A 12,542-nucleotide genomic window follows, 5' to 3' on the forward strand; every position below is an offset into this window, starting at 1 on the left:
TCGAGAAAAGGAGTTTTTCCAGCATGGGGAGAATTTTTGAAGGAAACCTGATTGCAGACGATCTGCGTTTCGGAGTGGTAGTGGCACGTTTTAATGACTTGATCACTTCCAGATTGCTGGAGGGGGCTGAACGTGCATTATCTCGTCATGGGGCCAAGGGAGAGGCGATTGATGTGGCCTGGGTTCCAGGAGCCTTTGAAATCCCTTTGATCGCTGATCAAATGGCGGCTTCAGGCAGATATGATGCCATCATCTGCCTGGGCGCAGTAATCCGGGGCTCTACACCCCATTTCGATTATGTCTGTTCTGAAGCGGCGAAAGGGATCGGAGCTGCTGCTACCAAACATGGCCTCCCTGTGGTCTTTGGGATTTTAACGGTGGACACCATCGAGCAGGCGATCGAGCGGGCCGGTACCAAGGCGGGAAATAAAGGATGGGATGCGGCGATAACAGCCATTGAAACCGCCAATTTGCAAAAGGCTCTGACATAGGTAGGGAAAGAAAGGGCAGTGAAGGGAGGGGTCCATGATTGGAAATGAAAGTCAAGCTGGATATGTTTGAGGGGCCTTTAGACCTCCTCCTCCATCTGATCGATAAATCGGAACTGGATGTGTGTGAGATTCCCATCGCCCGGATCACGGATCAGTATATGGAGTCTTTGACGGCGATGCAAGTTTTTGAGTTGGAGTCGGCCAGCGAATTCCTGGTGATGGCGGCCACACTGCTGGCCATTAAAAGCAGGATGTTGCTTCCTCGGGCGGAACCTGCCGATCTATCTGATGTCCTGGAGGATGAAGAGGGGATGGACCCGCGGGAAGAGTTGGTTCAGCGGTTGTTGGAGTATAAACGGTATAAACGCCTGGCCGATGTCCTGCGTGAGCGGGAAGCGGACCGGAGCCAGGTTTACACCCGGATGCCGATGGATCTAACAGAGTATACCCCAGATGAAAACCCCTTGGAAGGGATCACCCCAGACGAACTATTGCAGCACTTTGTCGATGTGATCCACAAGCGGGAGGAGGAAGTTAGGGAAGAGGAACCGACTAAAATGACGCGGGAAGAGATTTCGGTGAGTGACCGGATGGATGAAATTGATGATTTTCTCACTCGTCAGGAAGGATCCCTCTTTTTTTCGGAATTGCTCCATTGGGAGGTGATCACCCGAGAGCGGGTGATCACGACTTTTTTGGCCTTGCTTGAATTGTTGAAGTTGAAACGGATTCGGGTTCGCCAGAGCGAGCTGTTTGATGAAATCCAAATCGAAGCTTTAGTAGCGGCGGAAGGAGGAGAAGCTTCTGGAGGATCAACGGTTGAAGTCCATTATTGAGGGTCTTCTCTTTGTTGCCGGGGAAGACGGGCTCCGGGTGGCGGAGATCGCCGAGGTGACGGAAACGGATAAACGTACACTTCGTCGGATCTTGAAAGAGATGGCTCAGGAATGGAAAGAACAAGGGCGGGGGATCCAATTGGTTGAAGTGGCGCAAGTCTATCAGCTTACCACACTGCCGGAGCACCGGGAGTATTTCGAACGTCTTGCCAAATCCCCTTCTCGTTCTCAGATTTCCCGGGCGGCTCTGGAGACATTGGCAGTGATCGCTTACCGTCAGCCGATCATCCGGGCTGAGGTGGAAGAGGTTCGTGGAGTAAAAAGTGAAAAAGTGATCCATTATCTGAAACGGAAGGGATTGATCCGCGACGTGGGGAGGGCGGAAGGAGCGGGTCGACCGATCCTGTATGGCACCACCCGGGAATTTTTGGAGTATTTCGGGTTGCGCAGCTTGGATGAGCTGCCCCCGGCGGATTCGATCTTTGAGTGGGCCGAGTGGGAACGGGAGCGACAGGAATTATACGAACGTCTGGGGGTGAATACTCCCTCAGATGAAGATTCGCCCGCTTCCGACGCAGAAGCAGAGGTGGCTGAAGTTTCAAACCGGGATAGTTGATCGGTTTTTGCGAAAAGAGCCGCGGGAAAGCCCGCGGTTTTTTGTATGAATTGCAGACAGAGAGCCGATACTATCATCATTGGAAGATATTGGTGTCGGGTGGTGGTAGTGTTGGTCTGGTGGATCATCTCGGCAGTGATCCTGATCGTCTTGATCCTGTTTCCGTTCACATCCGTCCGGATTCATCTGATCTATCGAAGAAAGGCAGAAAAGGATCATCTGGAGCTGCACTTTCGGCTTTTTTTCGGATGGATCCGGTTTCGGATCCAAGTTCCCTCCCTTAAGTGGCAGAAATCGGGAGTCAACCTCCAGTCCGAAGAAAAAGGCAATCTACCCGGGAGGGAACCTCGACGCCAAAAGACGAGAGTTACCTGGAGAAAAATCTTGAATATGCGGCGTAGATTTGTTCGGCTCCAACGGCGCATCTTGCAGTTGAATGCGACCTTGATGGAGACAGGTCGCCGGTTTATGAGCCGGGTGGTGTGTGAGCGGTTGGAGTGGGAGACATGGATTGGGACAGGGGATGCAGCGTCGACGGGAATAGTGACGGGAATGATCTGGGGAGTAAAATACACGTTGATCGGGTTCGTTGGTTCCCATATTCGCTGGGAGAAAGCTCCCCAAATTGAGGTGCAACCCCGGTTTAACAGCGAACGGATCGAGACCTGTTTAGAGAGTATATTTCGGTTTCGAATCGGACATGCTATCCTTGCTGTCATTCACCTGCTCGTAGGTTTGTTGCAGAATCAAAAAGGGGGTGAAGGGAGTTGGCAGAACACCCGATTCAAGGTTTGATGACCACTGCGATGGAAAATATCAAAGAGATGGTGGATGTCAATACGATCGTGGGTGAGCCGGTTGAAACACCCGATGGAAGCATCATTATCCCGGTATCTCGGGTGGGATTTGGCTTTGCCGCCGGTGGGAGCGAATTTAAAGGGATTGAGTCGGAACCATCGGAAAAGAAAGAGGGAGCGGGGAAAAAAGGAGGGGACTCTCCTGACTTGCCTTTTGGCGGAGGTAGCGGAGGCGGAGTCTCCATCACCCCAGTGGGATTTTTAGTGGTCTCGGAAACAGGAATCCGGATGTTGAATATGGAAGGCTCCACCCATCTGTTGGACCGGCTGTTAGATCTGGCCCCCAGTGTGGTGGAGAAATTGCAGAAATGGACCCAAGGGGAAACGAAATCTTGTGAGATACCGAAAACCGACATTTGAAATTTGCTCCCAACACCGTCCCGCAGATCAGGGTCGGTGTTTTTTGGTTCACTTTTCATAACCCTGTCCTATCGGCATATAAATTTAGAAAACAAGCCTGAGGTGGAGGATCAATGCGGTTGACACGATGGTTGTTCTCCATGTGGATCGGATGTGTCCTGGTGTTCCTCCCTGCGGAATCCTGGGCTTCCCGTCGGTTGGATCCCGTGGAATTAAGTGCAGTGAGTGCGCAGGCTGCGGCTATGATCGATGTCCAGTCCGGACGTATCCTGTATGAGAAAAATGCCGGGCAACAGATGCGAATTGCCAGTCTGACCAAGATTATGACTGCAATTGTAGCTATTGAAGACGGTGATTTAACAGAAAAAGTGAAGGTGAAGCCGGGAGCGGTGGGTGTAGAGGGATCCTCTATCTATCTCAAACCGGGAGAAGAAATTCCACTGGAACATTTATTGTATGGTTTGATGTTGCGTTCAGGAAACGATGCGGCAGTGGCAATCGCAGAGCATATCGGCGGATCGGTGGAAGGGTTTGTTTACAAAATGAATGAAAAAGCGGAGTATTTGGGATTGGAGAAGACTCATTTCCAAAATCCCCATGGGCTGGATGCAAAGGAGCACTATTCTTCAGCTGGGGATCTAGCCCGGTTGACCGCCTATGCTCTTAAAAATCCCGTATTCCGGAAAATAGTTTCCACCCAGGTGAAAACTCTACCCTGGCCGGGCGAAGAATGGCATCGAAAATGGTACAACAAAAACAAAATGCTCCGTCTTTATCCGGGCGGGGATGGCGTGAAAACCGGTTTCACCAAGTTGTCCAGGCGCACGTTGGTCTCCTCGGCTACGAGGGAGGGAAGACAGATCGCCACGGTGACGCTAAATGCTCCCGATGACTGGGAAGACTCCATGAAATTGTTGGAATATGGGTTTCGTCAGTTTCAACCAGTGCAATTAGTTAAAAAAGGGAAAAAATTCTCCTCTGGGCAAAAAGAGAGAGATTCCTTAGAAATTGTGGCCTCCCGTTCCTTTACCTATCCTTTACTGGAGAAGGAGCAGACTCAGGTGGAAGTGCGCCCCATGATCACCTATCCCTTGAAAAAGGCGAGGGTGGCAGGAATTCGTGTGGGAACCGCCCGGATTTTCGTGGAGGGAAAGCCCGTCGGTTCGATCCCTTTGATCACTCAAGGTGAAAGTGAAGAGACGGTGTGGGGGGATTGGTTTACGGTGTTGGCTTCCATCTACGAGGGGGAGGGATAGGATTGGTCAACTACATCTGGTTGTTTATGATTGTGAGTGGTGTCGTGGCTGGTGTGATTCAAGGAAATGTGGACCTGGTGACTGAGGCGGCGTTGAAAGGTGCGAAAGATGGAGTGGCAGTCTGTCTCGGTTTGGTCAGTATCCTCGTCTTCTGGTTGGGGATGATGCGGATCGCTCAGGAAGCGGGGCTTTTGGAAAAGCTGGCCCGCCTGCTGGGGCCTGCAGCCCGGTTTTTATTTCCGGGAGTCCCCCAGGATCACCCTGCTATGGGGTATATTCTGTCCAATATGAGTGCCAACCTCTTCGGCTTGGGTAACGCCGCCACTCCCATGGGGCTGAAGGCGATGGAGGAATTGCAGAAGTTGAATCCAGATCCGAAGACTGCTTCTCCGGCCATGTGTACCTTTTTGGCCTTAAATACATCCAGTCTGACTTTGATTCCGACGACGATCATCGGACTCCGGATGGAACATGGTTCAGCATACCCCACGGAAATCATCGGGACGACGATTTTTGCCACCTGTTGTTCCACTGTGGTAGCCATTCTGTTGGATCGTTGGTATCGGGCCCGGATTGCGAAGGAATAGTGGGATCAGGGAGCGCTAGGTTTGATAGTATAATCCCTGTTCGCATAAACACGTTTATCCGATTAGAGGAGGGGTTGGGATGCTGGAAGCAGTCTCATTTTTGTCAAAAATCATGATTCCCGCCATCCTAGCCTTTATCCCTCTCTATGCCACTTATCGTAAAATTCCTGTCTACGAAAGTTTTGTCGAAGGGGCCAAGGAAGGGTTTCCCACTGCGATTCAGCTGATTCCTCACTTGGTCGGGATGATGGTGGCGGTATCTATTTTCAGAGAGACGGGAGCCCTTCAGTTCTATCTCGGGTTTCTTAAACCCCTGGTCGCATGGATCGGTTTTCCAGAAGAGGCACTCCCGCTTGGTCTGTTGCGGCCGATTTCGGGGTCCGGTTCCTTGGCCTTTGCTGAGAGTATCTTTCGCACTCACGGTCCGGATTCCTATCTGGGGCGTCTGGCTTCCACCATGCAGGGAAGTACGGACACCACGTTGTATGTATTGACGGTCTATTTTGGCGCAGTGGGTATTCGTCGTTCTCTTTATGCGGTGAAAGTGGGTCTGTTTGCCGATCTGTGCGGACTGGTGGCCTCCTGGTTGATCGTGACTTGGGTCTTTGGAATGTGAGAGGGTGCTCCCTTTCCAGATCTATCATCGGTGAACCTTACGCACACTCCAAAGTGCGTTTTTTTTATGTCTGAATGTAACTCTTACCCTCCGGCTTGTGATTGAGTCATGAGATGGATAAGATGTTCAATGAGGTGAAAACATGGAACGGTTGCAAAAAGTGATGGCCCGGGCAGGGGTTGCCTCCCGGCGGAAGAGCGAAGAATGGATTCTCAGCGGGAAAGTTCGGGTGAACGGGGAGACGGTGACGCAACTGGGAACCCGGGTGGATCCCGAGCGGGATCGGATCGAAGTGGAGGGCCGTCTGATCCAATCGGAGCAGAAGCGCTATTTTATCTTTTACAAACCGAGGGGGGTGATCACCAGTTTGTCCGACCCCGAGGGGCGTCCGGTGGTGGTGGACTGGTTTCGCGATGTGGATGAGAGGGTATATCCCGTGGGACGTCTGGATTACGACACAGAGGGGCTCCTTCTGCTGACCAACGATGGAGAGTTGGCCCATGGGTTGGTTCACCCCCGCCATGAAGTGGACAAGATTTACCAAGTGACGGTGGAGGGGACCCCTGCCAAAAAATCCCTCCTCCGTTTGGAGACGGGGGTGAAACTGTCCGACGGCTGGACGGCTCCTGCCAAAGTTCGCATGTTGAGGAGGGAGAAAGGACAGGCTTGTCTGGAGATAACCCTCCATGAAGGAAGAAACCGACAGGTGAGACGAATGTGTGAGGCGGTGGGTCATCCTGTGGTACACTTGGTTCGTGTCCAACTGGCATTCCTTACGCTGTCCGGTCTGCAACCGGGGGAACATCGAGAGTTGAGCAGAGCAGAAGTCCAAGGGCTGAAAGAACTTCTGTAACAGCGTCAGCTTTCAAACAATATTCAATCCGGCACCTGATTAAGGGAGATGGCGGCGTTATAATAAACATGGGTAGGCATGTTGATTCGTTATTGCTTCCTGTGGTGTCACCTGCAGGTGCAACCACCAGTCTCCTTGGCACCTGTGAGGCTTCATGGCGGTTCATGGCCATGACATGGATTTGAAAAAAAGCGAGTGGTTTCCGAAACGGGGGGTGGAATAGATGGTTAAAAATACCAAGTGTGATTGCGGACACAACAACCCCGTCGGTACGGTTTTGTGTGAGCACTGCGGGAAACCGTTGGATGAACAGGGAGATTCCGACCGTCCCTTGGAGATGCGTTATGAGGGGAAAGCCCGGCGATCCCAGACCCAGAAGACCACGCTTTTGGATCGGATATGGAATTTTTTCTCTTCGGTCAAGGTGGCGATCTGGCTGATTTTGATTACCTTGGTTGTCTCCATTCTGGGAACGTTGTTACCTCAGGAGCAGTACATACCGTCCAATCGGCCCGAGGTTTATTATGCCGAGACCTATGGCTTCTGGGGAGATGTGTTCTACCGGCTGGGCTTATCCAATTTATATGAGTCTCCTGTCTATATCGCTTTGTTAGCCAGTATCGGCATTTCCTTGGTGGTTTGTAGTCTGGATCGGGTGGTCCCCCTATATAAAGCGTTGACTCAACAAAAAGTGGTCAAAAATATCCGGTTTATCGATCGACAACGGGTGAGCCGAACAGAAGCTGCACCTGAGTCGAGCGAGGAGACTCTTCTGGATCAATTGGCGGAAAGTTTAAGTCAGAAGCATTACCGGATTCGTCGGGAAGGAAGTTCCATCCTGGCGGAGAAAGGCAGGTTCAGCCGGTGGGGCCCTTATATCAACCACATCGGTCTGATTCTGTTCTTGGTGGGAATCCTTCTGCGGCATGCTGTCCCTGGATGGTATATGGATGAATTTCTATATGTCCGGGAAGGGGAGACGAAAAAATTGCCGGAGCTGAACTACTATGTCAAAAATGAGAAGGCGACGGCAGAGTTTTATGACCCGGAGGAGATGCCTAAGTCAGACAAAGGGCAACCGATGGTGAAAAAGTATGAAACGCGTCTCACCCTCTATGAAAGGGACCCGGAGACGGGCAAACTCCATGAGCTGAAGCGAGGATCGGCCATAGTCAATCATTCTTTCAAATACGAGGAGCTGGAGCTTGTCCAATCGGATTTTAAGACGGAAACCCAGGCGATCCAGCTGAATGTGAAGGATAAGAAAGAAAAGCGAAATCTGGATACGTTTCAGGTGAACCTGTTTGATCCGGCACAAAAATATCAACTGAAGAACGGGCTCCATATTGAAATTCTCGACTATTTTCCGGATTTTGTGATGGAGGGGAACCGTCCCGCGACCCGCTCGGAGACTCCCAACCGTCCCGCCTTCATCTTTTCCGTGGACGCTCCGGATTTGAAAAAGCCGGAGGTCTCCTGGGTGATCTCTGGGACCAATCTGGATGATATCAACCAGAAAAATCGATACACCATGGAATTGAAAGGTTTGGAGACTGCCAATGTCTCCGGATTGATGGTCCGGGTGGACAAAGGGCTGCCGATCATATTCCTGGGAGGGATCATCTCCATGATCGGTCTAGTGATGGGATTTTTCTGGAACCATCGCAGGGTGTGGATCCGCTGGCAGGATGGATACCTCCACGTCGGAGCCCATACAAACAAGAATTGGTTCGGTCTGAGGCGGGAGTTGGAGCAGGCTACGGAAAAAACGGATCTGCCGTTGTCTTTCAGTCCCGATCGACGTCAGGAGGTTGATTGAACATGGTGCAAGTGATGGAATATGCTCTCCTGGGGGCTTTTATCTTCTATCTGTTCGCTACCATCGCTTTTGTGACGGCAGTGACCGGAAAGGCTTCGCGGGTGGGTAAAGAGGCTCACACGCGAACCTGGGGTAACTGGGGGATTATCCTGACTATCATCGGGGTAGCTCTCCATCTGGTGTTTATTGTGACTCGAGTGTTGTTGGGGGGGCACTTTACCAGCAACATGTTTGAATTTACGGCATTTCTTTGCTTTACGATCGTGGCTGTGTTTATCGTGCTTTTTTTCCTCTATCGAAGTGTGACCCTCGGAGCCTTCGCTATGCCGATCGCCATGTTGATGGTGGCTTATGCGGCGGTCTTCCCCAAAGACGTGGAGCCTTTGATTCCGGCTTTGCAGAGTAACTGGTTGCATATCCATGTCACCACGGTGGCAGTGGGCCAAGGCGCTTTGGCAGTCGGTTTCGTCGCGGCTTTGATCTACCTTATCCGCTGGGTGGGGATGAATCGGAAGAGCAAGACGGCGATCTGGTTGGAAGTGATTATGGTTACGATTCTGATGGTGGCAGGCTTTGTCATCACAACCTTTCTCTTTTCGGCCACAGACTATGAAGCAACCATCCAGCATTCGGTAGAAGGGCAGCCGCTGGTTCAGGAGTATGACTTGCCGCCGATTGCAGGTCCCCATAACGGTAAGGTTGTCCAGATGGACTCCTTCCTCGGCATGAACAACCCACTGTTTGAAGCTCCTTCCTGGATGAAGGGGGAAGAGGCGGCCAAAAAGTTTAACTCTGTGCTGTGGTCGGTTCTCTCTGGACTGGTCTTGTATGCGGTGTTGAGGCTACTGTTCCGGAAACGGGTCTATGAATTGTTGTACCCGTTGGTGAGAAACCTGGATCTGGAGAAGGTAGACGAAATCAGCTACCGGGCGATTGCCATCGGATTTCCGATCTTTACCCTGGGCGGTCTTGTTTTTGCTATGATTTGGGCCCATGAAGCCTGGGGGCGGTTCTGGGGTTGGGATCCCAAAGAAACCTGGGCTCTGATCACTTGGCTCTATTACAGCGGTTATCTTCATCTTCGATTGTCTCGGGGATGGATTGGGTTGAAATCCTCCTGGCTGGCGGTGGGCGGATTTGCGGTCATTATGTTTAACCTGATCGCGATCAATCTGGTGTTCGCTGGTCTTCACTCCTATGCTTGATCCCAGAGAAGGTGGACCCGGTGGTTGCATTTGCATCATCGGGTTTTCCGTTGGGGCATAATGGAGAAGAATTCTCAGCCTGTGAAAGGGAGGAGTTGATCAGAAGGGATTGGACTCGTATTGCTAACAAATTTGTAAACAATCCCACACAGAACTGACGCAGGATGAAATGGTTTGCTAAGATGAATGTGGAAGGATTTTGTATAAGCTCAATCAAGAGCGAGGTCCATCCTCTATAGAGCTCCCTTTTTATCCGTGCGGATATGGTATTCTATAGAGAAGGAACCCAGTTGATTGGCCCTGTGAGGTGAATCAGGTGAAAAAGCAGGAACGTATTTTAGTTGTGGATGATGAAGACCGGATCCGCCGTCTGCTTCGCATGTACCTAGAACGGGAAGGCTACTGGATCGATGAAGCGGAAGACGGTGAGATGGCCCTGAAAAAAGGGATGGAAATCGATTATGATTTGATTTTACTCGATTTGATGTTGCCTGGTATGGATGGTGTGGACGTATGCCGGGAGCTACGGAATAAAAAGTCGACCCCGGTGATTATGCTGACAGCTCGGGGAGAGGAGACCAACCGGGTGGAAGGTTTTGAGGTGGGGGCGGATGATTATGTGGTCAAGCCCTTCAGCCCACGGGAACTGGTACACCGGGTGAAGGCGGTTCTCCGGCGTTCTTCGGCAACGGCTTTTCTGTCTACGGAGACGGAGACCCACAATGTGATTGTTTTTCCCGAGTTAACCATTGATCACGACGCTCATGAAGTGCGGGCGGGTGGGAGGGAAGTGTCCCTAACTCCAAAGGAGTATGAGCTTCTCCATTATCTGGCGACTTCCCCAGATAAAGTGTTTTCGCGGGAAGAGTTGTTGCGGGACGTCTGGAACTATGAGTTTTTCGGTGATCTGCGGACCGTGGATACCCATATCAAGCGATTGCGGGAAAAATTGAACCGGGCTTCTTCCCAAGCAGCCGCCATGATTCATACGGTTTGGGGGGTCGGTTACAAGCTTGAGGTGCCCAAAGATTGATCTGGCGTAGTGTGGTCGGGAAGTTGTGGTTGACCATCATCGCGTTGGTCACTTTGGTTCTCCTGATTCTTACTTTTTTTATGACGGGGCAGATTTTGTCTACGTATTACGAAGCGGAATTAAATAACATGAATGCCCTGGTCCGGGAGGTTCAAGACACTTTGCAGGGACCGGAGAAGGAGAGTCAAGAGGGGTATCTGCGCTCGGTTTTGAAAGTGGCGGAGTTGAATGAGACTTACACCATCCTTCTCGATCCGGACGGTTCCGTGAAGTCACTAACCTCCCCCAAAGTTCCCGATATGCCATGGCGGGACATCCTGGAACAGACGGAGATTGACAAGGTGTTTCGCGGGGAACCCGTCTCCCTGCGAACACGAGTGATTGTCGGTGACCAGGGTTCTCTGTTTAAAGATGAAGTGATGTTGGTGGCTCTTCCTCTGAAAAAAGGGGAAAAGGTGACCGGCGCGGTGGTGATGTATCGCACCCAAGGCCAGTTATCGGAAAACGAGATCAAGAAAGTGATCCTTTATTCCGTTTTGATCGGTATTTTTTTAACGACGATCTTTGCTTTCTTTCTGTCGAGTCGAATCACACAGCCTCTAATCCAGATGAAGCGGGGGGCAGAACGTATGGCTCGAGGAGAGTTCTCAGCTCGGGTTCCTGTTCGTTCTCATGAGCGGGATGAGATCGGCGATCTAGCGGTAACCTTCAACCGGATGGCAGGTCAGTTGGAAGAATCGATTCAGGCTTTGTCCAGGGAAAAGGAGCAACTGGCCAGTATCCTCCGTAGCATGGCGGACGGAGTGATCACTCTGGATGCCAAGGGACACGTGATTATGACCAATCCTCCAGCGGAGAGATTTTTGTCCGATTGGCGGAAAACAAAAGGGGATTCGGCATGGCCCTCACCATTGGAGCAGTTTTTCCGTCAGGTTCTCGAAGGGGAGAAAGAGGTTTTCGGGGACATCGATGTACATGGAAGTAGCTGGGCGCTGGTGATGGCCCCTCTGTATGCTAGTCCGGAGGAGATCCGGGGAGCGGTGGCGGTATTGCGGGATGTGACCGAAGAGCGAAGGATGGATAAACTGCGGAAGGATTTTGTGGCCAATGTCTCCCATGAATTGAGAACTCCATTATCGATGTTGCAAGGGTATAGTGAGGCTCTGATGGACGATATTGCCGCTTCACCGGAGGACCAACGGGAGATTACCCGAGTGATCCACGATGAATCCCTCCGCATGGGTCGTCTGGTAGGAGAACTGCTGGATCTGGCTCGGATGGAGGCTGGGTATATCCGGCTCGAGCCCTCGACGATGGATGTTTTGGCTATGATTCGACGGGTGCATCGTAAGTTCCAGGCGATCTCCAAAGAAGAAAAAGTGGCTCTGCAGGTGGATCTTCCCGACGGGATGGACCCTGTTCAATGGGATGAGGATAAGGTGGAGCAGGTGTTGACCAATCTGGTGGACAATGCCATCCGGCACACACCGGAAGGAGGCCGGGTCACACTGAGAGCGATGCCTGCTGAGAAGGGGGTTCAACTGATTGTGGAAGATACCGGCAGTGGCATTCCACAAGAAGATCTCCCTTTCATCTTTGAACGCTTCTACAAGGCGGACAAAGCGCGGACCAGAGGACAGGGAGGGACCGGACTGGGGTTGGCGATTGCCAAACATATCGTTGAGGCCCATGCTGGCTCGGTCAGCGTCAAGAGCATAGAAGGAAAGGGTACCCGCTTTACGGTGCAATTACCTATGAAAACGCCTATGGAGAAAAAGACATCATGATCAAAAAACGTCCCTGAGCAATGGTCTTGACCCTGTCAAGTAGACAATGAAAAAAAGAACGGTTATGCGGCGATTTTTTCCCGATGCTCTACAGGGGAAAGGTCGCCCAATTTTTTCTGGAAACGCTCTTTGTTGTAGAAGGTGATGTATTCCTCGACGGCTGTGTAGGCTTCCTCAAAGGTCTTTGGGCGTATAAGGTGAATCTTCTCTGTTTTCAGATGGGAGA

At 51.4% G+C, this 12,542-nt stretch carries 14 protein-coding genes; 13 read left to right on the forward strand and 1 reads right to left on the reverse strand.

Features of this window, described 5'->3' with window-relative positions; all coding sequences use genetic code 11:
- Positions 1-23: 23 nt before the first annotated feature.
- The 13 genes from ribH to JOD24_RS08285 all read left to right on the forward strand — a co-directional run bounded on the left by ribH (position 24) and on the right by JOD24_RS08285 (position 12,316).
- Entirely contained in the window at positions 24-491 is a 468-nt protein-coding gene (ribH, locus tag JOD24_RS08225; RefSeq protein ID WP_429246719.1) for a 6,7-dimethyl-8-ribityllumazine synthase, read from the forward strand.
- Positions 492-535: 44 nt separating this feature from the next.
- Positions 536-1,327, forward strand: a complete 792-nt coding sequence (locus JOD24_RS08230) for a segregation and condensation protein A (RefSeq protein ID WP_429246727.1) — start codon at positions 536-538, stop codon at positions 1,325-1,327.
- The gene (gene scpB, locus JOD24_RS08235) at positions 1,311-1,943 is read left to right on the forward strand and encodes an SMC-Scp complex subunit ScpB (RefSeq protein WP_429246720.1); all 633 of its coding nucleotides are present in this window, start codon (positions 1,311-1,313) and stop codon (positions 1,941-1,943) included. The genes JOD24_RS08230 and scpB overlap by 17 nt, the downstream gene beginning before the upstream one ends.
- A gap of 111 nt (positions 1,944-2,054) precedes the next feature.
- A complete protein-coding gene (locus tag JOD24_RS08240; RefSeq protein ID WP_380166122.1) occupies positions 2,055-2,738 on the forward strand; it encodes a DUF2953 domain-containing protein in 684 nt (227 codons plus the stop codon).
- Positions 2,711-3,160 (forward strand): GerW family sporulation protein, encoded by a 450-nt coding sequence (gene ytfJ / locus JOD24_RS08245; protein ID WP_429246721.1) that lies wholly within the window; start codon positions 2,711-2,713, stop codon positions 3,158-3,160. The genes JOD24_RS08240 and ytfJ overlap by 28 nt, the downstream gene beginning before the upstream one ends.
- Positions 3,161-3,273: 113 nt before the next feature.
- Complete coding sequence (locus JOD24_RS08250; RefSeq protein WP_380166118.1) at positions 3,274-4,416, forward strand: D-alanyl-D-alanine carboxypeptidase family protein; 1,143 nt, start codon at positions 3,274-3,276, stop codon at positions 4,414-4,416.
- Between the two features lie 2 nt (positions 4,417-4,418).
- On the forward strand, positions 4,419-5,003 hold the full coding sequence (locus tag JOD24_RS08255) for a nucleoside recognition domain-containing protein (protein WP_380166116.1): 585 nt from the start codon (positions 4,419-4,421) through the stop codon (positions 5,001-5,003).
- 79 nt (positions 5,004-5,082) lie between these two features.
- Positions 5,083-5,619, forward strand: coding sequence for a spore maturation protein (locus JOD24_RS08260; protein ID WP_380166114.1), 537 nt, complete (start codon positions 5,083-5,085; stop codon positions 5,617-5,619).
- A gap of 142 nt (positions 5,620-5,761) precedes the next feature.
- A complete protein-coding gene (locus tag JOD24_RS08265; protein ID WP_380166112.1) occupies positions 5,762-6,472 on the forward strand; it encodes a pseudouridine synthase in 711 nt (236 codons plus the stop codon).
- Positions 6,473-6,695: 223 nt separating this feature from the next.
- A complete protein-coding gene (gene resB, locus JOD24_RS08270; protein WP_429246722.1) occupies positions 6,696-8,291 on the forward strand; it encodes a cytochrome c biogenesis protein ResB in 1,596 nt (531 codons plus the stop codon).
- A 2-nt stretch (positions 8,292-8,293) separates the two neighbouring features.
- A complete protein-coding gene (ccsB, locus tag JOD24_RS08275; protein WP_380166108.1) occupies positions 8,294-9,496 on the forward strand; it encodes a c-type cytochrome biogenesis protein CcsB in 1,203 nt (400 codons plus the stop codon).
- A gap of 316 nt (positions 9,497-9,812) precedes the next feature.
- Positions 9,813-10,529: a response regulator transcription factor gene (locus JOD24_RS08280; protein WP_488168470.1), complete on the forward strand. Its 717-nt coding sequence runs from the start codon at positions 9,813-9,815 to the stop codon at positions 10,527-10,529.
- The gene (locus JOD24_RS08285; RefSeq protein WP_429246723.1) at positions 10,526-12,316 is read left to right on the forward strand and encodes an ATP-binding protein; all 1,791 of its coding nucleotides are present in this window, start codon (positions 10,526-10,528) and stop codon (positions 12,314-12,316) included. Before JOD24_RS08280 ends, JOD24_RS08285 begins: the two co-directional genes overlap by 4 nt.
- Positions 12,317-12,378: 62 nt before the next feature.
- Here JOD24_RS08285 and JOD24_RS08290 read toward each other — a convergent pair.
- Positions 12,379-12,542 (reverse strand): IS3 family transposase (locus JOD24_RS08290; RefSeq protein WP_429246728.1); only part of this gene is annotated, 164 nt, incomplete at its 5' end.

Source organism: Kroppenstedtia sanguinis (genome assembly GCF_050433445.1).
In the GTDB taxonomy this organism is placed as follows: domain Bacteria; phylum Bacillota; class Bacilli; order Thermoactinomycetales; family DSM-45169; genus Kroppenstedtia; species Kroppenstedtia sanguinis.

Excerpts from the sequence above, each read along its gene's own strand:
- resB (WP_429246722.1), top strand. The coding sequence starts at position 6,696 with ATGGTTAAAAATACCAAGTGTGATTGCGGACACAACAACCCCGTCGGT.
- JOD24_RS08230 (WP_429246727.1), top strand. The coding sequence starts at position 536 with ATGAAAGTCAAGCTGGATATGTTTGAGGGGCCTTTAGACCTCCTCCTC.
- JOD24_RS08250 (WP_380166118.1), top strand. The coding sequence starts at position 3,274 with ATGCGGTTGACACGATGGTTGTTCTCCATGTGGATCGGATGTGTCCTG.
- ccsB (WP_380166108.1), top strand. The coding sequence starts at position 8,294 with ATGGTGCAAGTGATGGAATATGCTCTCCTGGGGGCTTTTATCTTCTAT.
- ribH (WP_429246719.1), top strand. The coding sequence starts at position 24 with ATGGGGAGAATTTTTGAAGGAAACCTGATTGCAGACGATCTGCGTTTC.
- JOD24_RS08265 (WP_380166112.1), top strand. The coding sequence starts at position 5,762 with ATGGAACGGTTGCAAAAAGTGATGGCCCGGGCAGGGGTTGCCTCCCGG.
- JOD24_RS08260 (WP_380166114.1), top strand. The coding sequence starts at position 5,083 with ATGCTGGAAGCAGTCTCATTTTTGTCAAAAATCATGATTCCCGCCATC.